The sequence below is a fragment of the Zoogloea sp. GDB6 genome, from assembly GCF_056724105.1.
Map to the genome: position 1 here is coordinate 2,881,589 of NZ_CM161497.1, position 21,740 is coordinate 2,903,328.

The window sequence follows — 21,740 nt, forward strand, 5'->3', positions numbered from 1 at the left end:
CCGACCATGCAAGACCAAAGCCGTTTCGACACCCTGGGGCGCCTGGAAGACCTGCCCCTCGACTACCGCGAGGCGCTCACCCGCCAGAACCTCGTACCCCTGTGGCCGAGCCTGCGCGCGGTACTGCCCGCCGGCAAGCCGCAGCCCAACACCCGGCCGATCCACTGGCCCTACGAAACCCTGCGTCCGCTGCTGATGCAGGCCGGCGAGCTGACCCCCATCGAGAAGGCCGAGCGCCGCGTGCTGGTGCTCGCCAACCCCGGCCACGGCCTCGAGAAGATGCAGGCCAGCGCTGCGATGTACCTGGGCATGCAGCTGCTGCTGCCCGGCGAATGGGCACCGGCCCACCGCCACACCCCGAATGCGGTGCGGATGATCGTCGAAGGCGAAGGCGCCTACACCACCGTCGATGGCGAGAAGTGCCCGATGAGCCGCGGCGACCTGATCCTCACCCCAACCGGCCTGTGGCACGAGCATGGCCACGACGGCGACGGCCCGGTGGTGTGGCTGGACGTACTCGACCTGCCGCTGGTGTATTACATGGAGGCCTCCTACCACATCGACGGCGAGCCCCAGACCGTCAAGCCCGGCCGTGGCGACCGTGCCTACGCCCGCGCCGGCGTGGTGCCGACCCAGGTGTTCCAGCGTTCCAACAAGGCTTACCCGATGCTGCGTTACCCGTGGGTCGAAGCCCGCGCCGCACTGGAAGCCCTGGCCGCCGACCAGCCGGAACTGGATGCCGTGCAGGTCACTTACACCAATCCGGAAACCGGCAGCGACGCGCAGAACATTCTCGGCTTCTACGCACTGATGCTGCGCCCCGGCCAGACGCTCGACCTGCCCGTGCGCTCGCCGGCGATGGTCTTCCACCTGATCGAGGGCGGCATCGACGTGAGCATCGGCGACAACAGCTTCGCCCTTGCCGAAGCCGACACCTGCTGCGCGCCCGGCTACACCCCGGTGCGCCTGCGCAACCGCTCCGCCAACACCCCGGCCTTCGTCTTCATCGCCGACGAAACGCCGCTGCACCGCAAGCTCGGCGTCTTCGAAAACCGCGGCTGAACCACCTCACACACCCCATACCAAGGACAACAGACATGACCCAACAGACCTACCTGTGGAACCCGCAACCCGTCTTCTCCCTGCCCGTGCAGGGCAGCGAGGCGCGCCTCCCCGTCAAGCGCATCTTCTGCGTCGGCCGCAACTACCACGCCCACGCCATCGAGATGGAGCGCCCGGTGGACAAGGCCACGATGCGGCCCTTCTACTTCATCAAGGACTCGTCCACCCTCGTCGAATCCGGCGCCACCGTGCCCTACCCGGCCGGCACTCAGAACTACCACTACGAGATGGAACTGGTGGTGGCCATCGGCCGCAGCGGCTTCCGCGTCACCGAGGCCGAAGCCGGCGAACTGATCTACGGCTACGCCGCCGGCCTCGACATGACCCGCCGCGACCTGCAGCTGGTGGCCCGCGAACAGGGCCGTCCGTGGGACCTGGGCAAGAACTTCGAGAAGTCCGCGGTGTGCAGCGAGATCATCCCGGCCGGCGAGCACGGCGTGCTGGAAACGGGCGCCATCAACCTGACCGTCAATGGCCAGACCAAGCAGTCCTCCGACCTCTCCAAGCTGATCTGGAACATCCGCGAGCTGATCGTCGACCTGTCCCAGTTCTACCACCTGGAACCGGGCGACCTGATCTACACCGGCACGCCGGAAGGCGTCGGCGCGGTGAAGCCGGGCGACACCATCATCGGCCACGTGGATGGCGTCGGCGACGTCCGCCTGACCGTCGGCGCCCCCGAGTAAGCCATGAAGCTGCACAACTTCTTCCGCAGCGGCACCTCGCACCGGCTGCGCATCGCGCTGAACCTGAAGGGGCTGGACTACGAGTACCTGCCGGTGGACCTGCGCACCGAGCAGCACCTGGACCCGGCCTTCAAGGCGCTCAACCCGCAAGGGCTGGTGCCGGCGCTGGAAACCGGTGGGCAGGTGCTGATCCAGTCGCCGGCCATCATCGAATGGCTGGAGGAGCGCCACCCCGAACCGCCGCTGCTGCCGAAGGATGCCGACGCCCGCGCCCGCGTGCGGGCCCTGGCGGCCATCGTCGGCTGCGACATCCACCCGATCAACAACCGGCGCATCCTGGAATACCTGCGCCACACGCTGCACTGCGACGAGGCGGCCATCAACGCCTGGTGCGCCACCTGGATCAGCGCCGGCTTCGACGCCCTCGAAGCCCTGCTGGCCGCCGACCCGCAACGCGGCCCCTTCTGCTACGGCAACACGCCGACGCTGGCCGACGTGTACCTGGTGCCCCAGGTGGAAAGCGCCCGCCGCTTCAAGGTGGATATGGCCCGCTGGCCGCTGATCCAGGCCGTCGACAGCGCCTGCCAGCAGCTCGACGCTTTCCGCCGCGCGGCGCCGGCCGTGCAGCCCGACGCCGGCTAAACCCAGCCACCACAACATCTAGAGCGCGCACCGCGATACCGCCCGGTATCGCGGATGCCCCGGTACGTCCATCCAAACGAGACGGAGACAAACAATGCCCACCCCGCGCACCGTGAACGTCACGGACTTCATCGCCCAGCACGCCCTCAGCCCCTACCAGGTACTGATCATCGTGCTGTGCTTCCTGATCGTCGCCATCGACGGCTTCGACACCGCCGCCATCGGCTTTCTGGCACCCGCCATCCGCGCCGAATGGCAGCTGACGCCGGGCGACATCGCGCCGCTGTTCGGTGCCGGCCTGGCCGGCCTGATGGCGGGCGCCTTCCTGTTCGGCCCCCTCGCCGACCGCTTCGGGCGCAAGAGCGTCCTCATTACCTGCGTGCTGTTCTTCGGCCTAGCCAGCCTGCTATCGGCCTACTCCAACTCGGCCTCCGAACTGGTGATGTGGCGCTTCCTGACCGGCCTCGGCCTGGGCGGCGCGATGCCCAACTCGGTGACGCTGACCTCCGAGTTCTGCCCGGACAAACGCCGCGCCTTCCTCGTCACGGCGATGTTCTGCGGCTTCACGGTCGGCTCCGCGCTGGGCGGGCTGGCCTCGGCCCATCTCGTCGAAGCCTACGGCTGGCGCTCGGTGCTGATGCTTGGCGGCGTGCTGCCGCTGGCGCTGCTGCCAGTGCTGGTCTGGCGCCTGCCGGAATCGGTGCGCTATCTGGTGATGGAGAACAAGGGCTTCCACCGGGTCGCCGCCACGCTGCGCCGCATCGATCCCACCCAGAACTTCGACGGGGCGCGCTTCATCGCCAGCCACCACAAACCCGTCGGCATGCCGGTTGGCCACCTGTTCCGCCCCGACCTGCTGCGCGGCACCCTGCTGCTGTGGCTGACCTTCTTCATGAGCCTGCTGGTCATCTACCTGCTGTCGAGCTGGCTGCCGACCTTCATCAAGAGCACCGGCGTGTCCCTGAAGACCGCCTCGCTGGTGACGACGATGTTCCAGGTCGGCGGCACGGTCGGCGCCATCGTGCTCGGCTGGCTGATGGATCGCGTCACGCCGCACCGGGTCCTGGCCACCAGCTACATGCTCGCTGGCCTGTTCATTGCTGCAATCGGCAGCCTCTCTGGCAACCCCGTTCTGGCCGGCCTGGCGGTGTTCTGCGCCGGCTTCTGCGTGTCCGGCTCCCAGGTCGGCGCCAACGCCCTGTCCGCCAGCTTCTACCCGACGGACTGCCGTGCTACCGGCGTCAGCTGGGCCAACGGCGTCGGCCGGATGGGCTCGGTGCTCGGTTCGGTGGGTGGCGGCGCAATGCTGACGATGAACCTGCCGCTGTCGTCGGTGTTCATGATCGTCGGTCTACCGGCGGTGGTCGCCGGCCTCACGATGCTGATGTTCGGGCTGCAACGCAGCCGGCAACAAGCCGTCCAGCCGACGACGGCCTGACTGGACGCGGCGGCCGGCAGCTCGACGCGGCGCGGCCGCCGCAGGCATGGATTTTTCACATTCCAGGCGACGAAGGAGTGGCGATCAGGCATTCTTATGGGTGTTCACCTGCCACAACCCCATTGAGCTTCAAGAAATGAAATCGTCCCCTGATAATCACGCGCTGACCACCGACAACGTCCATTCCGACCGCCGCTTCGGCGTCGAGCATGGCGGCATCCACAAACCGATCCACACTTCGGTGCAATACGGTTTCGACCGGGTCGAGGATCTGATCGGCGCGTTCCAGGGCACCTACAAGGGCGGCTACCAGTACGCCCGCCAGGGCACACCGACCACGGCCGCCCTCGAAGCCAAGATCACCGCGCTGGAGAACGGCGTGGGCACCGTGTGCTTCGCGACGGGCATGGGCGCCATCTCGGCGGTCTTCCTGACGCTGCTGCGCGCCGGCGATCATCTCGTTGCCAGCCGTTACATCTTCGGCAACACCAACAGTCTCCTCGGCACGATGGAAGGCCTGGGCATCGCGGTGGACAAGGTCGACGCCTGTTCCGTCGAAGCCGTTGCCGCGGCCATCCGGCCGGAAACGCGCATGGTTTTCGTCGAGACGATCGCCAATCCGCGCACCCAGATCGCCGATCTGGCAGGCATCGGTGAGTTGTGCCGCCAGCGCGGGCTTATCTTCGTTGTCGACAACACGATCACCTCGCCGGCGCTGTTCCGGCCCCGCGCCGTCGGCGCCAGCCTAGTGATCAACTCGCTGACCAAGACCATCGCCGGCCACGGCGAAGCCCTCGGCGGCGCCGTCACCGATACCGGCCTGTTCGACTGGGCGCCCTATCCGAACATCTTCGCCCCCTACCGCAAGGGCGATCCCAAAGCCTGGGGCCTCGTGCAGATCCGCAAGAAAGGCCTGCGCGACACCGGCGCCACCCTGTCGTCCGAGCAGGCGCACCGCATCAGCGTCGGCAGCGAAACCCTCGCCCTACGCGTGCAGCGGGCCAGCAGCACGGCGCTGGCGCTGGCCCAGTGGCTCGAACGCCATCCGAAGATCGATGCGGTCCACTACCCCTTCCTGCCGTCGCACGCCCAGCACGAACGCGCCAAGTCCCTCTTCGCGGCCGGCTCGTGGCTGCTCAGCTTCGAACTGAGCGACCCGACGACGCTGGTCGAGGTGCTCAACCGCCTCAGCCTGCCGATCAAGGCCACCGGCCTGGGCGACACGCGCACGCTGATCATCCCGGTCGCCCCCACCATTTTCTGGGAAGCGGGTCAGGAAGCACGCGCCGCGATGGGTATCGCCGAAGGCCTGATCCGTCTCTCGATCGGTCTCGAAGACGAAGCCGACTTGATCGCCGACTTCGAGCGCGCCCTGGCTTGATTGAGAAAAAACTGTCGATTACCGGGAGGGATCCCTCCCGGCACGCCGGCTCTCCTCATGCTCGGCCCACAGGGCATTGAGGATGGCCAGCAACACCGCGAAGCCGATTCCCAGAATCCAGGCGAAATACCACATCTGTCGTTCTCCTCAATAAGCCGAATGGCTGTTTTCCCGCACGTAGGCGGCGGTCACCTTGCCGCCCATGACGCGGTAGGCCCAGGCGGTGTAGGTGATGATGATCGGCATGAACAGCAGCGTCGCCACCAGCATGATGGTCAGCGTGAGCTGGCTGGAGACGCTGTCCCATACCGTGAGGCTGGCGTTGGGGTCGATGGACGACGGCAGGATGAACGGAAACAATGCCGCCCCCGCCGTGCCGATGACACCGACGATGGCCAGCGCCGAGGCCCAGAAGGCCGCCATCGTGCGCCCGGAGCGCGCCAGTGCCTGGGCTGCCGGCACGGCTACGAAGGCCACGGCAGGCAACGCCAAGGTCAGCGGGTAATGCCGGTAATTGGCGAACCAAGCGCCGGCTTCGCGCACGACGGTCTTGGCGAGGGGATTCGGCTGGGCCGCCGTATCCAGCGCAGAGCGGATCACATAGCCCGGAATCCCCATCCATAACCACACGCCGGCCGCTGCAAAGGCCAGCAGCATCAATCCGCCGAAGAAACCGGCAGCCCTCAGCGCGCGCCACTGGAGCTCGCCCTGCGTGCGATGGGCCAGGTAGATCGCGCCATGGAAGCTGATCATCGCCGACGACACCACGCCGCACAGCAGCGCGAACGGGCTGAGCAATTCCCAGAACGAGCCCGAATAGGTGGACACCAGCTGCGTATCGAAGCTGAACGGCACGCCGAGAAAAAGATTACCGAAGGCCACGCCGAAGATCAGCGGCGGCACCGCCCCACCGACGAACAAGCCCCAGTCCCAGGTGCGCCGCCAGATCGGGTTGTCGATCTTGCTGCGGTAATCGAAGCCCACCGGCCGGAAGAACAGCGCCCACAGCACCGCCAGCATGGCCCAGTAGAATCCGGAAAAGGCCGTCGCATAGACCAGCGGCCAGGCCGCGAAGATCGCCCCGCCGCCGGTGATGAACCACACCTGGTTGCCGTCCCAGTGGGGCCCGACGGTATTGATGATGACCCGCCGTTCCACATCGTCGCGGCCGACGAAAGGCAGCAGCGTGCCGACGCCCATGTCGTGGCCGTCCATAATCGCGAAGCCCACCAGCAGCACGCCGACGAGCAGCCACCAGATCAGTTTGAGAGTCGTGTAATCGAGCAACATGTGCATCTCCTTCAGGCGTGGGCCTCGTTGGCGTAACGGCCGGTCCCCAGGCTACCGGGGCCCTGCTTCGCGAAGCGGGTCATCAGGTACATCTCGACGACCAGCAGCACCGTGTAGAAGCCAACGAAGCCGGCCAGCGAGCCGTACAGACTTTCCACGCTGAGGGTCGAAACGGAAAGATGGGTCGGCAGCACGCCGTAGATCGTCCACGGTTGGCGCCCGTATTCGGCGACGAACCAGCCCACTTCGCAGGCCAGCCATGGCACCGGCAGGAAATACACGGCCCAGCGCAGCAGCCAGGGCTTGTCGGCAAAGGTCCCTTTCACCGAGTACCACAGGGCCAGGCTGAACAGGGCCAGCATGCCGAAGCCGAAAGCCACCATCAGGCGGAAGCTCCAGAACATCGGCGTCACGCGCGGCACCGTGTCGTTCATCGCGCGATCGATCATCGCCGGCGTCGCCTGGCTCACGTCGGCGGTGTACTTCTTCAGCAGCAGCCCGAAACCCAGGTCGGCTTTGTGCCGCTCGAAGGCCTCGCGGGCGTGCGCGTCGTCCGGATTGCGGCGCAGGGCTTCGAGGGCTGTCACCGCGCCGATGCCGGCCACGATGCGTTCCCGGTTCCTGGCCTTGATCTCCTTGATGCCGGGAATCTCCTTGCTCAGGGAACGCGTACCGATGATGCCCATCACCCACGGGATTTCGATGGCGAAGTCGTTCTTCATCTCCGCCTCATTGGGGATGGCGACGAGATTGAACGCGGCTGGCGCCGGCTCGGTCTCCCACATCGCCTCAATGGCCGCCAGCTTGGTCTGCTGGGCCTCACCAACGGTGTAGCCCGACTCGTCACCGAGCACGATCACCGAGCACACCGACGCAAAGCCGAAGGCCGCCGCGATGCCGAAGCTGCGCTTGGCAAACTCCACGTCGCGCCCCTTGAGCAGATACCAGGACGAGATCGACAGCACGAACATCGCACCGGTCACGTAGCCGGCCGACACGGTATGCACGAACTTGGCCTGGGCATCCGGGTTGAACAGCAGCGCCCAGAAGTCGGTCATCTCCATGCGCATCGTCACGTAACTGAATTCCGCCCCCACCGGGTTCTGCATCCAGCCGTTAGCGATGAGGATCCACAGCGCCGACAGGTTGGTGCCCACCGCCATCAGGATCGTTACCAGCAAATGCTGCTTGCGGGACAGCCTGTCCCATGCGAAGAAGAACAGGCCGATCATCGTCGACTCGAGGAAGAAGGCCATCAGCCCTTCGATGGCCAGCGGCGCACCGAAGATGTCGCCGACGTAGTGGGAGTAATAGGCCCAGTTGGTACCGAACTGGAACTCCATCGTGATGCCGGTGGTGACGCCCAGCGCGAAGTTGATGCCGAACAGCTTGCCCCAGAAGCGGGTCATGTCCTTGTAGAGCTGCTTTCCGGTCATGACATAGACCGACTCCATGATTACCAGCAGCCACACCATGCCGATGGTCAGCGGCACGAACAGGAAGTGATAGAGCGCGGTGGCGGCAAACTGAAGGCGGGAAAGATCGACCACTTGCTCAGTGACCATGGCTGCCTCCCTGACCAGCCATGGGGCCGGCAAGATGCGCAGACATGGCCGCCGGATCGACCGGCACCTTTGCGTCGTGAACGAAGAACCACCACAGGGCGCCCAGCGCAATGGCCTTGGCGAGGAGGATCCAGCCCAGGTGGCGTAACAGGAATGAGTCAGTTGGGGTCATGGTTCGACTGCCTTGTTGGAAAATCAGACTTTGCTTATCAAGCGTCGTGCCATTCTGCCGAATTTCGACAAAGTCTTTTTACAACAAAGGCTTGAATTCGACTTTTCGCGACCATTAGTCGCAGGCCGGAGCCCACCTGGAGGCTGTCACGACAGTCACTGGCAGTCATAAATTGCGCAATGGCAGTATCTGGCAGCGTTTTGACGGCAGGTCAAACCACCATGACACGGACGTAGTCGTTGCGCCCCGGAACACCCCGGGCGCACTTCCTTCGAGACTCAAGCTGCTGCTGCGGTTCCACGAACGTCACCCCAGCAGCCAGACCACGGCAGCCCCGCCGACCACCAACTGCAGGAACAGGATCGCACCGAGCAGCAGCGCCCCACTGCCCGCCTGGCGGATGCGCGCCAGGCGGGTTTCCAGGCCGAGCGCAGCCATCGCAACAGTCAACAGCAACGTATCGACAGCACGTAGCGTCTCGATCTGCGCCGGAGAGCACAGATGCAAGGAATTAAGGCCCACGACGGCCACGAAGCCCAGCGCAAACCACGGCACACGCACGCCTCCGGAGCCCACCTCCCCGCGTAACCGCAGAAACAGGCTCACGCCAAACAGGAACGGGGCCAGCATCATCACCCGCAGCATCTTCACGATCACCGCAGTGTCTTCCGCGCCGCCCCCCACCGCGTTGCCGATGGCCACCACCTGGGCTACCTCATGCACCGTCGCACCTGCGTAAACACCAAACATCTGCGCCGGCCAGTCGATGAGGCGCTGAAGACAGGGGTAGAGCACCATCGCCAGGGTGCCGAACAGGACGACCGTGCCGACCGCGGCGCTGGTCCGGTGGGGCTGCGCGCCGACAACCGGCTCGGTAGCCAGAATCGCCGCCGCACCGCAGATCGCGCTTCCGGCGGAGGTAAGGATCACGGTATGCGGATCGAGCTTGAGCCAGCGGGTTCCCACCAACCAGCCAACGAGCAGCGTGCTCACCATCATCAGCAGATCGGTCAGCAGCGCGTGCGAACCGACACCGACGATCTGCTGAACGCTCAAGTTGAACCCATAAAGGGCAACACCCGTCCGCAGCCCCCTCCCTTGCGCCAGCAGTACGCCAGGAGTGAAGCGCTGCCGAAGACGCTCCGGCAAGCCGTTGCCGAGCAGTGCGCCGAACAGGATCGCCAGCGTCAGTGGCCCGATGCCAAGATGGCCGATGAAACCCAGCCGACTGACCGTGTAAGCCATCGCAGCCAGGAGCGTGCACAGGCCAAGACCAATCAGCCATGACATGCGCGCGTGGAAATATGCAGAGAGATTCATTGACGCCGTCCTCGATGTGGAGCCGAGACATTAGCGTCAACTAATACATTAGATAAAATGGATTATTTAGAACACATACATCCGCAAAATAGATATGCAAAATCGTATGTGCAATGCAAAAAGGGACTGCATTTCTGCAGTCCCTTTTCATTTTTGGCGCGCCCGGCAGGATTCGAACCCACGACCCCTTGGTTCGTAGCCAAGTACTCTATCCAACTGAGCTACGGGCGCAACACTCACATGCTCAACCGACCGGAAACCCGGTGAAACCATTGCCTCTGCGGTTGAAAAGAGCCGCACTTAAGCGACTCTGGCAAAACTGGCGCGCCCGGCAGGATTCGAACCCACGACCCCTTGGTTCGTAGCCAAGTACTCTATCCAACTGAGCTACGGGCGCACACTTCACATTCAGCCAACCGGAAACCCGGCGAAAGCAATTTGCTTCCCGACTGAACAGAACCGCTATGAAGCGATTCTGGTAAAACTGGCGCGCCCGGCAGGATTCGAACCCACGACCCCTTGGTTCGTAGCCAAGTACTCTATCCAACTGAGCTACGGGCGCGCTGCGAAAGACCGGCATTATACATAGCTTCGGAGAAATTGGAAGCCTTTCGTTGCAGTTTGATGTCTTTCTCTTCAGCGCCCCGAAATTCGCCCTTTGGCGCCCTTCTTGCGTACCTGTCTGAATCAGGGCTTTTAGACGATCAAAACGGAGGGTTTGCGACACCACGCCCCGTTTTTGCGCCAGCCCTTGTCGATGATCCCACGCCCCAAGGAGCGCAAGATGTTCGTCCCCGTCTGCAAGCAGAACTATCTCTACGAAGGTGAAATGGTGCCGTGCATGGCCGGCACCAAGGAAGTCCTGATCGTCTGGGCCGACGGCGGCCAGCCGCGCGCCTTCGACGGCATCTGCCCGCACGGCACCTTTCCGCTGTCGAAGGGCATGTTCAATGGCCGGACGCTGGTGTGCCCGTCCCACAACTGGGTCTTCGATGCCCGCAACGGGCACGGCCTGTCGCCGACCGGCTGCCAGATTCCGGAATACGCGATGAAAGTCGAGGACGGCATGGTGTGGGTGGACACCGACGCCAGCGCGCTCAGCGCCCAGTGTGGGACTGGCGGTAGCGGGACGGACTGAGCCCCGTGCGGCGTTTGACGAAGCGGCAGAAATAGGCCGGATCGTCGAAGCCCAGGCTGGCCGCGATGCCGGTGACCGGTTCGGTTGTATATAGCAGCAACCGGCAGGCCTCGCGGGTCAGGCGTTCGTGGATCACGTCCAGCGCACTGCCGCCGCACTCCGCGCGGGTCAGGCGGTTGAGCCGCGGCGTGCTCACCCCCAGCTGGCTGGCGTAGCGGGCCACCGGCCAGTGCTCCAGGTAGTGGGCTTCGACCTGCAGCACGAAACGGGTGAACAGCGCCTGATGCAACGCTACCGGGCTCCCCTCCCCCAGCGCCTGCAAGCGGGCGCCGGCCTGGGCCAGGTGCCAGACGATGGTCTGGGACAACCAGCGCAAGGGCGGCGAGCCGGCCATGCCCGGGCTCATGAATTCCGCGCTGAGTTCGCGCAGCAGCGCGTCCAGCCGCCCTGCCGTCGGATCTTCCGCATCGAAGCGCAATACGCGCGGCCCGGCGAACAGCTCGCGCAGGGCTTTCCCGACCGTTTCCAGCTCGCCCTCTACAAGGAAGTGGCCGCCCAGCGTGAGCACGCGCCCCTGGGTCTCCGGCGCAAAGCGGAAGCCATGCACCGTGCCCGGCGGAATGATCACCGCCGCCGGCCCCGTCACCTCCTGGCGGCCGGCATCCAGCGCGACGCTCGCCGTTCCCTCCGTAATCCACACCACCTGGTACAGGCCGTGGTGCAGGTGAGGCTGGATTTCCCAGTCGTGGATGCGGCTGCGGGACTGGATTTCTTCAATATGGAGAAGCTCGCGCACTGGCTCAGCCGCTTCACCATATAAGGTGAAGCTCGGGATGAGCGGCTTGGGGGCGACGAAGCGGGACCTGACGCGCATGTCCATGCGTAGCGCCTCAGGAAAGAAAGTCCGCCGGTATCCGGCCGGCCTCGCCATACAGCACGAAACCCGAATGCCACACGGGGAAATGCGGGAAGAGATGCATCACGGAACTCCGGAAGCGGCACGACGCCAGCACTGGCGCCGATTATGACGCCGCCTCCATCCCGCAGACAGTACGCGGGCCCACTAGCAGCTAGACAATTCCGCTATGGCCCGCTTGTCGTGGATCAGTTACCGATCAGCCCTGCCAGCCTTCGAACGGCAGGCCAACGTAGTTCTCCGCCAGCGATGCCGCCGCGGCGCGGGAGCTGACCGTGTATTCCAGCTGCGACCGGCGGAAGCGCCGGGTAATGGTGTCCTCGCCGTCGAAGTCGTGCAGCATGTTGGTCATCCACCAGCTGAAGTGCTCGCCGCGCCACACCCGCTTGACGGCGCGGGTGCTGTAGCTGTCGAGTCCGGCACGGTCGTCGCGGCGGTAGAAATCGACGATCGCCTTGCTGAGCAGGACCACGTCCCCCGCCGCCAGGTTGAGGCCCTTGGCACCGGTCGGCGGCACGATGTGGGCGGAGTCGCCGGCCAGGAACAGGCGGCCGTGCTGCATCGTCTCGCAGACAAAGCTGCGCATCGCGATGATGCCCTTCTGGAAGATGCGCCCCTCCTTCAGCTGCCAGCCATCGTCGTTGGCCAGGCGGGCGCGGAATTCGGCCCAGATGCGGTCGTCGGACCAGTTGTCCGCGCTGTCGTTGGGATCGCACTGAAAATACATGCGCTGCACATCCGGCGTGCGCGTGCTGACCAGCACAAAGCCGCGGTCGCTCTGCGCGTAGATCAGCTCGTCGCTGGACGGCGGCGCCTCGCACAGGATGCCGAACCAGCCCGCCGGATAGACCTTCAGGTGCTCCTGGCGGATAGATGCCGGGATCGCCTGGCGGGACGGGCCGTGGAAGCCATCGCAACCGCCGATGAAGTCGCACTGGATCTCCTGCGGCGCACCGTCCTTGCTGTAGCGGATGGACGGCTGCGTGCCGTCGATGCCGTGCAGGCTCACGTCCGATACGCCAAACTCGATGGTCGTGCCGTTGGCGAGCACCGCCGCCACCAGATCCTTGATTACCTCGTGCTGCGGATAGACGATGATCGACTTGCCGCCGGTCAGCTCGGGCAGGTCGATGCGGTGGCGCTTGCCGCCGAAGGACAGTTCGATGCCGTTGTGTACATAGCCTTCGCGCACCATGCGCTCACCGACGCCCAATTCCTTGAGCAGCTCGACGGTGGGGTGTTCCAGCACGCCGGCCTTGATGGTCGCCTCGATGTCTTCCCGCGAGCGCTGCTCGACGATCACCGATTCGATGCCCTGCAGATGCAGCATGTGGGAAAGCAGCAGCCCCGCCGGGCCCGCGCCGATGATGCCAACCTGGGTCTTCGTCATGTCCTTGTCTCCTGTCAGAGTTGTTGTGTTCGACAGGACGCAGGTTACGGACAGACATAGACCGCTTGAATGGACGAATCAGCGGTACGAATTGCACTTTTGGAACGACTGCGGCCGGCAACCATCGCCCCTGCGAAAGCCAGCTCAAACCGGCCCGGCTTCGCACATCAGATCGGCGACCAGGCCACGCAGCCAGCGGTTGGCCGGATCGTTGTGGAAACGCTCGTGCCAGTGCTGGCGTACCGAGTATTCCGGCAAGGGATACGGCACCGGGAAGCAGCGGAAGCGCCCGCGCCCGGCCAGTACCTCGCCGAGGCGCTTGGGAATGGTCAGCAACAGCTCAGTCTGCTCGATGAAAAAGGCCACGCCGACGAAATTGGGGATCCGCAAGGCCACCCGCCGGCGGATGCCCTGGCGGGCCAGCTCCTGGTCCACGATCAGGTGCCCGGTGCCCTGGGTGCTGACCAGCGCGTGCTCTTCCGCCTCGAACTGCTCGCGGGTCAGGCCATCGCGAATACGCGGATGGTCGGCGCTCACCATGCACACATAGTGCTGGCGGAACAGCGCCTGCTGGTAGAAGCCCGCCTCCAGCTGCGGGATGAAGCCAATGGCCAGATCGGCCCGCCCGCTCTCGAGCAGTTCGGAGGTGTCCGGCGACAGCGGCAGCACCTCGATCTGGATCCGCGGCGCCACCTCGCGCAGGCGCCGCCACAGGCCCGGCATGATCACCAGCTGGCTGATGTCGGTCATGCAGATGCGGAAACAGCGGCTCGACTCCGAAGGGTCGAACTCGGTGCGCTGTCCCAGCACCCGGTCCAGCGCCTGCAGCGCCTCACGCACCGACTCGATCAGGGATTCGGCCAGCGGCGTCGGCTCCATACCCCCGGCGGTGCGCACGAACAGCGGATCGCCGAACAGCTCCCGCAGCTTGCCCAGCGCAATGCTCACCGCCGGCTGCCCCATGTTCAGCGTCTCCGCCGTACGGCTCACGCTGCGGGACTTGAAGACTTCATCGAAGACGCTGAGCAGGCGGACGTCGAGGGGGTTCATGAGTGGTGACCTAGTTCTCGGCGGGGAACGTCCATCTTACTGCAGTGCCGTCACGCCCGACCATCACACCATCCGCGGGAGACCAGGAAAACACAAATGTCATGTTGACATGAAAATGACATTAACTTAGAAAGACAGGCTTTACGGCACTAATGGCATCGAGCGCTCATGACCTCTCCTCTCGCATCGGCCCTGTCCAGCCTCCTCAACGCTCTCAGCCAGGCAAACTCCATCCTGAGGCTGCGGTTTCCTGACGACGCAGCAGCAGCTGTTACGCGCCTGGTGCCTTACCAGCTCGCCGGCGAGGAGGCCATCTGCGACGGCGTCCGCTATCGCCTGCAATGCCTGGCCGATGACAACCGGATCCATCTGACCGAGCTGCTGGGCCTTCCCGTGGCGGTAACCATCGGTGACGACCGCGGCGGACGCCGGCTGATCAGCGGCATCGTCACCTCCGCCGAACAACGCCTGTCCGACGGCGCAGCAACCGCCCTCGAAATCGTCTTCGAGGATGCCCTCTCCATACTCCGCCAGCGCAGCACCTGGCGGGTGTTCTGCGAAACCTCGGTCATCGAGATCACAGAGCAGATCCTTGCCGAACACATCCGCGGCAACACAGTCTTCGCCCAGGCCTTCAAGTTCGTCATCACCGGCCTCCAGAAGAGTTACCCGAAGCGCGCCTTCACGCTGCAGGCCGGCGAGAGCGACCAGGCCTTCCTCACCCGTCTGTGGCGCCAGGAAGGCATCACCTGGAGCTTCCAGTTCGCGCTGGACAAGGATGTCCCGCAACACACGCTGCTGCTCACCGACCGACCCGGCGCCTTTCCCGACAACCCCGCCGGCACCGTGCACTTCCACCGCGCCGACGCGACCGAAGAGCACGACACCGTCGTCGCCTGGCGTGCCTGGCAGACGCAGGCGCCCTCCTCCGTCGCCCGCGCCTGCTTCGACTACAAGGCAGTCCGCGCCACGGAGAACATCCAACCCACCGTGCTCAAGCAAGGCAAGGCCGGCAATGCGCTGGCCAGCACACTGACCAACTACCACTACGATGCACCACAGCACGCCGCCGGTAACGCCCACTACGATGAAATGGGCCGCGCCCGCATCCTGGCCCACGAGTTCGCAGCTTCAGGCTGGCGCGGCGAATCGGTGGTCCGCCAGTTCGCCCACGCGACGGTCTTCGGCCTCCGAGAGCACCCGGAGATCGACGCCTGGCCCGACGACAAACGGAAATTCACGCTGACCCGGCTTCAGCTCTACGCCCGCAACAACATTCCGCTTGACCCGCTACTGGAGCGCCGCCTCATCGAAGGCTGGGACATTCCCGGCAATGACGGCAACGCGGAAGCACGGGCGGATGCGCCGATCTACTACAACCGTTTCGAATGCGTCCAGCAGGACACCCCGGTCGTTCCCTTTTTCTCAGTCTCCGATGGACCTCGTATCGATATCCTCAGCGCCATCGTGGTCGGCGCAGAAGGCAGCGAAATCGATGTGGACGACCGCGGGCGGGTCGCCGTGCGCTTCCCTTTCGCACGCCCGGAAGACCATCCCAACGGCTACGGCACCTCAGACACGCCGCGCGATTCGGCACGCATCCGCGTGATGCACCCGTGGGCCGACAATGCCTACGGCGCCGCCTTCTGGCCTCGCGTTGGCTCGGAAGTACTGGTCGGCTTTCTGCAAGGCGATCCATCCAGGCCGATCGTCCTCGGCGCCGCCTACAACGGCACCCACGAGCCGCCACGCTTCTCAGGCTACGGCAGCCTGCCCGCCAACAGCGCGTTGTACGGGCTGCGCAGCAAGGAGATCAAGGGCAGCGGCTACAACCAGTTGCGCTTCGACGACACCTCGGCGCAGATCAGCACCCAGCTTGCATCCGATTACACGGCCAGCCAGCTCAACCTCGGCTGGCTCGGCAAGCCCCGCCAGGAGGGACAGTCCGAAGCCCGCGGAGAAGGCTTCGAATTGGCCTCCGACGCAGCCGGCGCCCTCCGTGCCGCCAAGGGCCTGCTGCTGACCGCCTGGTCCCGCTTCAAGGCCTCCGGCGCCCAGTTGGACCGACAGGAACTGCTGGGCCTGATGGAAGAGCAGCTCGATTTCTTCAAGCAGATCGGTGACTACGCCGCCCAGCACGGCGGCAAGGCCAACGACAACGCACCCCATAGCCAGCTCCACAATGATCTGAAGAGCTGGGAAAACGGTTCCAACACCACCAAGGGCGGGGCCGGAGGCGGCGAGCCGCTGGTCGCCGTCAGCGCCCCGGCCGGCGTCTACCTCAACAGCCCCGAGGCCGTGGTAACCCATGCCGGCAAGAACGTAGACATCGTCGCCGGCCAGCACCTGCAATCGGCCTGCGCCGGCCGCCATACCCTCAACACCGGCAAGGGCATCGCGCTGTTCGCCCAGTCGGAAGGCATCAAGATCCTCGCCCACCACGGCAAGCTGGAACTCCAGTCCCAACACGGCGATACCCAGGTCAATGCCAGCCAGAACCTGAAACTCTCCGCCAGCGAAGGCAAGGTCCAGGTCATGGCCGCGGAGGAGATCCTCCTCGCCGAATCCGGCGGTGCCTACATCAAGCTGGCCGGCGGCCGTATCGAACTGGGCTGCCCCGGCGCTTTCACCGTCAAGGCCACCAGCCACCAATGGTCCGGCAGCGCCTCAGGCCAGACCGACCTGCCCAAGTTCTCCGCCGGCGACCTCGGCCGCACGCCCGTGCTGGTCCGCGCCACCGACGGCCAACCCGTCAGCGGCATCCCCTACTCGATCACCCGCCCCGACGGCAGCACCCTGTCCGGCCACACGGATGCCGCCGGCAAGACCTCCGCCCTCGAAGGCAGCACCTTCGAGCAAATCAGCGTGCAGTTCTTCGCCCCCGACCAATAACCGACCCTGTCCTTCGCCATGATTGCCCCCGGACTCAACACACCCCAGCCCCTGGCCACCGGCCAGTTCTTCACCAACCCCAGCCACAGCCACAAGAAGATCCCTAACCCCCTCCCGCTGCCCGGCGTGGTGATCTTCGTGCACGGCGTGAATTCGGACGGCGAATGGTTCGACGCCAGCGAAGAAGGCTTGTGCAAAGGGCTCAACAAACGGCTGGCCCGGCAATCGGAGCAGCTGGCGTGTCAAGGGCCGGTGGCTGGGCAGTTGACGGAAGTCCGATACACCGCTGAACTGACTCCAGACGGGTTTATCAGCCCCAAGCGCAGTGCCAAGAACTTCATCGAGACTTCGCAAACGCACTGGTCCCCCGTCATCCGCTTCCGTTGGGGCTATAAGGCCAGCAAGGACGATCTCAAGGTCTACGGCTCCAACATCTGGCTCAACGAGCAGGATTACTGGGGCGGCGGCCCCTTCGCCAACGGCTGCACCAGCCTGCCCGACCTTTGGAGCGAGGGAACGAACGACCGCCTGTTCCTATGGCTCACCGCCCAACACGTGAACCCGGTTCCGGGCCGCGATGTCTTTGCCTGCCCGCCGCGCGGCTACTACGTCTTCGCTGCGCTCAGGCTCGCCAAACTGGTCGCATCGATCCGCGCCAAGCAGGCGGACTGCCCGGTCACCATCGTCTGCCACAGCCAGGGAAACATGGTTGGCATCGCCGCAGCATTTCTCGGCGAACGCCTGGGCGACGCCGTTGCCGACAACTACATCCTGTGCAATCCGCCACTGAGCCTGCGGCGCGATAACCTCGCCGAGCAGTGGACTCAGCGCTACACCATCAGCACCACCAACCAGACGAGCGGACGCCAGACTTCTGCAGCCCGGAACGCAACGCTGGCCCACTACTTCGGGATTCTGCATGCACGCGCCAGCAAGGAGCAGGATGCGGCCAGCATCGACAAGGCCATGGCCAACGAGAACTGCCCGGTCGGAAGCCCATACAAGGCAGGAACGGACCGCAAGACCCACGGCTTCAAGGAGCGAACCTATGGCCGCGTCACCCTGTATTGCTGCCCCCACGATCAGGTCATCTCGGCAACACCGGTACAGGGTATCGGCTGGCTCGGCATGCACGCAGACGAAATCGAGGCATGCAACGGGAAAGACGTATTCAGCCAACGAGTCTTCGCCCAAGGCTATCCAGTCGGCGCACCGCCCGGCAAATCCTCCGCCTACCACTATCTGAACGACCGCTGGAACAAAGACCGGAAAGACGGCAAGGATGGTTTCTGGCATCCCCCCTCCCCCACCGCCCGCTTCTCCCTGCGCCACGGCCTGGATGCCAACACCAGCCTGCTCGGCAAGACGATGACCGTCGCGACCTGCTGGCTCCTCAGCGCCGTCGATCTCTTCAAACTCCCAGTCAATGCCAACCCTAAGGAGAACTGGGTCATTCCGATCAATGCGCCCCCACTGCCCGAGCCCTTCACCCCCCAGGCCCGCCGCTTCGGCCAGGTCAGCGACCAGTTCGACGAGGGCTACGACCCGGGTGGCAATTCACGGAATGCGCAAAAGCCCAAGGCAGAGAAGGCCGCTGACGATCCCTATGACTCCCACACTACCCTGAAGACAAAGGATGGCTCGATGGAGGACCGTCCGATGGGCGACGCCAATTCCGAAGCTCAGATGCGCTACGAAGACCGGGCCCGCCTGCGCATGCGGGCCCGGCGCGAAGGACTGGCCGATGAAAACAACCGAGTCGTTGGCGAGGACGATCCAGCGCAGGCCAGCGAATCCCACAAGCAATGGCGCAATGCAAAGATCAAGACGTTTCTGTCCGAGTCGGTTGATCAGAATGCAACGGACCATTCAACGATTGTCACCAACCCAATGCACGCGGAGAAGGCAATGGCTTACGACGTTGCAATTGGTGTCTGCCGCCTGAGTGATAACGAACTACGGGAATTACGAGTAGAAGCAGACTGGCGTTACTTACAAAGCCTAGAGCGCGAAGGTCACCCTCACGGGAAGCTAGCCGAGTACTTTGAGGATGGATTAATGAACGATCTCGACATTCACACATGGGCCAACACCGATCCCCGTGCCAATATGCCTATAACAATAAACGACGAGCGTACAACTCGTGCCCCCGAATTGGCGGGGCCGTTATGAGTCTTTCTCTCAACGGCAAGGCGCATTTGACTGCCTTAGTTACCACCGTTTTCTTAGTCAGTTTTTTTCTCGCTCTACTCATAGCTTGGCACTTCGACACTCAGGCCCGGCCCCATATCTGGACAATCGAGGAAATCATGACGCGTCTACTAGCTTTTCCAGTGCTAATTACTGCGCTAGTCGTTACTTGGACACTGTTTGGGGCCTCAAATGTCGCAAGGGCAACGTCACACGGCTCATTAGTAGAAGCCATATCACTTGCCCCATTCAAAGCGCAAGTTGTCGGTGTACAGTGGATTAATCCCTTGGTCCGGAGGGACTACCCTACCGAGTGGCAATTGCTATGGACTCAGGGATTAGCAAAACCAAATAAAAAGGATGACATGGTCCGGACGGACCCTGCTTCATTTAGCACCATTCAACCTGTGGCAGCCATTGTCTGGAACATAAACGGCAGAGTCACTTTTCCACGCTTCTTTGGCGGCTACGTAGACGAAATTCTGCGTCCATTCGGCAATCGCTATGTGATGAACGCCGACTATTTCTACACCATCCAGCCACGCTCCTCGAAAGACTGGCGGGAGCTTGCCGGAATCCACATTGAGTTCGCGCTTCCCAACACTCCTCTCCTCCCCCCGGACGAAGCTGTCCAGATTGTCCAGGCGGAGATGAAATCCGAATTCCAGTTTCACAACCCAAGACTCTCCACCCGCAACGTCCCCGCCGACGTACACGTCTCCGTCGGCGGCGCCAGCGTCGGTTTCACCTCCCTCACGGCCGCCCTCGACTACCTCAAGACCCACCCCAAGGAATCCGTCTGGGCCATGACCTGGGATTCCCCGGACCACCCGAAGGACGAGCAGATGACCGAGAACTGCGTCCTCCTCGTCCTCGCCGGCCCCGACTTCGACACCAAGCGCGAACCCCTCGCGTGGATCGGCTATCCCGCCGTCCGCAAGAGCGAGGAATTCGAAACCCAACCCGACGCCTCCCGCCAGTTGCAGGCCTGGCAAGCCACCATCCGCGATGCGGCCACCCAGGCCGACACGACGGTCCCCACCCTCGGCCACGTCATCCACGACGCTGGCTTCGGCTCCGATGCCGCCGGACGCCGCTTGGCGCAAGTCGGCCATGCCCTTGGCACGCTCAACCCCGAATTCGACTTCGCCACCCAGACCTTCAACACGCCCAAGCTGCTCGGCGACATGCGCGCCGGCACCGCATTGACCAACGTCGCCCTGGCCATCGCCTGGACGCACCAGAAAGGCAAGCCGGTGCTGGTGCTCGGCACCACCGAGCCCGACCGCCTCAGCGCCGTCGTCGTCACGCCACCGTCCCGCCCGCGTCTCTTCGATCCCAACCGCGACTGGTTTCGCGCCCGCGGCGAGGGCAATGCCTACCTGCCCTGGTGGGGGCTGCGCAAGGACGCAGACTGGGCGACTTATCCGCAGGGGTTTTCCGATTGAACATCAGCCATTCCTGGAGGCAGCAATGAAAGGCGTCATCCGACTCGGTGATCCCACCAGCCACGGCGGCAGCGTGGTGCAGGCCAGTTCGTCTCACCATGTGATGCACCGAGGCGTGGCCCGCGTGGGCGACCGCTGCATCTGCCCGATGCGCGGCCACGAGAACTGCGTGATCGCGGAAGGCGACCCGAAAGTACTGAGCGACGGCATCCCGGTGGCCTTCGACGGTCACAGGACCAGTTGCGGGGCGACGCTGATTTCCACGCTGAGCAGCAGCGGACGCGCCTGATCCCGCCCGGCGTCCGTAAAATGGCGGCTCCGCATCGCTCGCAAACTCGACCGCCATGTCCGGCATCACCGACTACCCTGCTTTCGTCTTCGCCATCATCCTTTTCCTGCTGATTCCCGGCCCCGGCAATCTGGCGCTGATGACGTCCACCGGCAAGGGTGGCATTCGCGGTGGTCTGGCTGCAACCTGCGGTGTGATCCTCGGCGACCAGGTATTGATGTGGCTGGCGGTGGGCGGCGTGGCGGCGCTGCTGGCGATGAATCCGCTGGCCTTCCAGGCCGTGCAGTGGCTGGGCGCCGCCTACCTGGGCTGGCTGGGGCTGCGGATGCTGCGCGCCAAGCCCGGGCAGGCGCCGGTGCTCAACATCCGCCCGCGGCATTACCTGCGCCAGGCGCTGCTGATCACGCTGCTCAATCCGAAGGCCATCGTCTTCTACATGGCCTTCTTCCCGCTCTTCATCGATCCGGCCCGCAATCCGGGCCTGGTCACCTACGGCATCATGGCCTTGAGTATCGCAGTGCTGACCTTCGTGTACGGCCTTATTGCGGTGCTGCTGACCCATGTCCTTGCCGAGCGGCTGCGGAGCAACCCGATCCTGTCTCGTGCTCTGGAGAAACTGGCGGGCAGCGTGTTGATCGCCTTCGGCATCAAACTGGCGGTAACACGCTGAATCGTTGTCGATTTTTCTTACACAAAGCGCCCCGCCGTTTTTTGCGGAACGCCAAGCCTTTGATATGAAAGAGGGTTAATTTCAAGGCACGTATGATGCATGGTGTGACCAATCGCACATGATCCACCTTGTGCCGGTCCG

The 21,740-nt window shown here is 64.2% G+C and carries 20 protein-coding genes and 3 tRNA genes; 11 read left to right on the top strand and 12 right to left on the bottom strand.

The genetic code is table 11. The annotated features are described in order from the left end of the window. Positions 1-6 precede the first annotated feature (6 nt). The 5 genes from AC1PQG_RS12990 (at position 7) to AC1PQG_RS13010 (ending at position 5,269) form a co-directional block, all read left to right on the top strand. Positions 7-1,062, top strand: coding sequence for a cupin domain-containing protein (locus AC1PQG_RS12990; RefSeq protein WP_481118279.1), 1,056 nt, complete (start codon positions 7-9; stop codon positions 1,060-1,062). 35 nt (positions 1,063-1,097) lie between these two features. Then, positions 1,098-1,808, top strand: a complete 711-nt coding sequence (locus tag AC1PQG_RS12995; protein ID WP_481118280.1) for a fumarylacetoacetate hydrolase family protein — start codon at positions 1,098-1,100, stop codon at positions 1,806-1,808. Between the two features lie 3 nt (positions 1,809-1,811). Beyond that, complete coding sequence (maiA, locus tag AC1PQG_RS13000) at positions 1,812-2,450, top strand: maleylacetoacetate isomerase (protein ID WP_481118281.1); 639 nt, start codon at positions 1,812-1,814, stop codon at positions 2,448-2,450. A gap of 94 nt (positions 2,451-2,544) precedes the next feature. Continuing rightward, positions 2,545-3,888 carry an MFS transporter gene (locus AC1PQG_RS13005; protein ID WP_481118282.1) on the top strand — a complete coding sequence of 448 codons (1,344 nt, stop codon included), beginning with the start codon at positions 2,545-2,547 and terminating at the stop codon, positions 3,886-3,888. A 136-nt stretch (positions 3,889-4,024) separates the two neighbouring features. Then, positions 4,025-5,269, top strand: coding sequence for a cystathionine gamma-synthase family protein (locus AC1PQG_RS13010; protein ID WP_481118283.1), 1,245 nt, complete (start codon positions 4,025-4,027; stop codon positions 5,267-5,269). Between the two features lie 18 nt (positions 5,270-5,287). On the opposite strand, the gene cydX is transcribed toward AC1PQG_RS13010, so the two are convergent. From cydX to AC1PQG_RS13050, 8 genes are all read right to left on the bottom strand, one after another. Then, a complete protein-coding gene (gene cydX, locus AC1PQG_RS13015; RefSeq protein ID WP_481118284.1) occupies positions 5,288-5,404 on the bottom strand; it encodes a cytochrome bd-I oxidase subunit CydX in 117 nt (38 codons plus the stop codon). A 12-nt stretch (positions 5,405-5,416) separates the two neighbouring features. Next, positions 5,417-6,559, bottom strand: a complete 1,143-nt coding sequence (gene cydB / locus AC1PQG_RS13020; protein WP_481118285.1) for a cytochrome d ubiquinol oxidase subunit II — start codon at positions 6,557-6,559, stop codon at positions 5,417-5,419. A gap of 11 nt (positions 6,560-6,570) precedes the next feature. Continuing rightward, the gene (locus AC1PQG_RS13025; RefSeq protein WP_481118286.1) at positions 6,571-8,124 is read right to left on the bottom strand and encodes a cytochrome ubiquinol oxidase subunit I; all 1,554 of its coding nucleotides are present in this window, start codon (positions 8,122-8,124) and stop codon (positions 6,571-6,573) included. Further along, complete coding sequence (gene cydP / locus AC1PQG_RS13030) at positions 8,114-8,296, bottom strand: cytochrome oxidase putative small subunit CydP (RefSeq protein WP_481113949.1); 183 nt, start codon at positions 8,294-8,296, stop codon at positions 8,114-8,116. Before cydP ends, AC1PQG_RS13025 begins: the two co-directional genes overlap by 11 nt. Positions 8,297-8,602: 306 nt before the next feature. After that, positions 8,603-9,616 (bottom strand): YeiH family protein, encoded by a 1,014-nt coding sequence (locus AC1PQG_RS13035; RefSeq protein ID WP_481118287.1) that lies wholly within the window; start codon positions 9,614-9,616, stop codon positions 8,603-8,605. A 154-nt stretch (positions 9,617-9,770) separates the two neighbouring features. After that, positions 9,771-9,847 (bottom strand) — tRNA-Arg (locus tag AC1PQG_RS13040). A gap of 89 nt (positions 9,848-9,936) precedes the next feature. After that, a tRNA-Arg gene (locus tag AC1PQG_RS13045) sits at positions 9,937-10,013 on the bottom strand. A gap of 88 nt (positions 10,014-10,101) precedes the next feature. Continuing rightward, a tRNA-Arg gene (locus tag AC1PQG_RS13050) sits at positions 10,102-10,178 on the bottom strand. A gap of 222 nt (positions 10,179-10,400) precedes the next feature. Between AC1PQG_RS13050 and AC1PQG_RS13055 the strand changes: the two genes are divergently transcribed. Further along, positions 10,401-10,754, top strand: coding sequence for a Rieske 2Fe-2S domain-containing protein (locus tag AC1PQG_RS13055; protein WP_481118288.1), 354 nt, complete (start codon positions 10,401-10,403; stop codon positions 10,752-10,754). Here the strand turns inward: AC1PQG_RS13055 and AC1PQG_RS13060 are convergent. The 3 genes from AC1PQG_RS13060 to AC1PQG_RS13070 all read right to left on the bottom strand — a co-directional run bounded on the left by AC1PQG_RS13060 (position 10,714) and on the right by AC1PQG_RS13070 (position 14,110). Continuing rightward, on the bottom strand, positions 10,714-11,634 hold the full coding sequence (locus tag AC1PQG_RS13060; protein ID WP_481118289.1) for a helix-turn-helix domain-containing protein: 921 nt from the start codon (positions 11,632-11,634) through the stop codon (positions 10,714-10,716). The genes AC1PQG_RS13055 and AC1PQG_RS13060 overlap by 41 nt on opposite strands. A gap of 235 nt (positions 11,635-11,869) precedes the next feature. Continuing rightward, entirely contained in the window at positions 11,870-13,060 is a 1,191-nt protein-coding gene (locus AC1PQG_RS13065; RefSeq protein WP_481118290.1) for a 4-hydroxybenzoate 3-monooxygenase, read from the bottom strand. Between the two features lie 144 nt (positions 13,061-13,204). Next, on the bottom strand, positions 13,205-14,110 hold the full coding sequence (locus tag AC1PQG_RS13070) for a LysR family transcriptional regulator (RefSeq protein ID WP_481118291.1): 906 nt from the start codon (positions 14,108-14,110) through the stop codon (positions 13,205-13,207). A gap of 168 nt (positions 14,111-14,278) precedes the next feature. On the opposite strand from AC1PQG_RS13070, the gene AC1PQG_RS13075 reads away from it, so the two are divergent. Continuing rightward, a complete protein-coding gene (locus tag AC1PQG_RS13075) occupies positions 14,279-17,002 on the top strand; it encodes a type VI secretion system Vgr family protein (RefSeq protein ID WP_481118292.1) in 2,724 nt (907 codons plus the stop codon). 18 nt (positions 17,003-17,020) lie between these two features. Continuing rightward, positions 17,021-19,174, top strand: a complete 2,154-nt coding sequence (locus tag AC1PQG_RS13080) for a T6SS effector phospholipase Tle3 domain-containing protein (RefSeq protein ID WP_481118293.1) — start codon at positions 17,021-17,023, stop codon at positions 19,172-19,174. A 404-nt stretch (positions 19,175-19,578) separates the two neighbouring features. Here AC1PQG_RS13080 and AC1PQG_RS13085 read toward each other — a convergent pair whose 3' ends face one another. Then, positions 19,579-19,866, bottom strand: a complete 288-nt coding sequence (locus AC1PQG_RS13085; RefSeq protein ID WP_481118294.1) for a hypothetical protein — start codon at positions 19,864-19,866, stop codon at positions 19,579-19,581. Here AC1PQG_RS13085 and AC1PQG_RS13090 point away from each other — a divergent pair. Genes AC1PQG_RS13090 through AC1PQG_RS13100 form a run of 3 tightly spaced genes read left to right on the top strand, consistent with a single transcriptional unit; the run spans position 19,843 to position 21,599 of the window. Further along, positions 19,843-20,640 (top strand): hypothetical protein, encoded by a 798-nt coding sequence (locus AC1PQG_RS13090; protein ID WP_481118295.1) that lies wholly within the window; start codon positions 19,843-19,845, stop codon positions 20,638-20,640. The two genes, AC1PQG_RS13085 and AC1PQG_RS13090, sit on opposite strands and share 24 nt — an antisense overlap. Before the next feature lie 25 nt (positions 20,641-20,665). Next, complete coding sequence (locus tag AC1PQG_RS13095) at positions 20,666-20,929, top strand: PAAR domain-containing protein (RefSeq protein ID WP_481118296.1); 264 nt, start codon at positions 20,666-20,668, stop codon at positions 20,927-20,929. 55 nt (positions 20,930-20,984) lie between these two features. Then, positions 20,985-21,599 (top strand): LysE family transporter, encoded by a 615-nt coding sequence (locus AC1PQG_RS13100; protein ID WP_481118297.1) that lies wholly within the window; start codon positions 20,985-20,987, stop codon positions 21,597-21,599. The last annotated feature ends 141 nt before the right edge of the window (positions 21,600-21,740 follow it).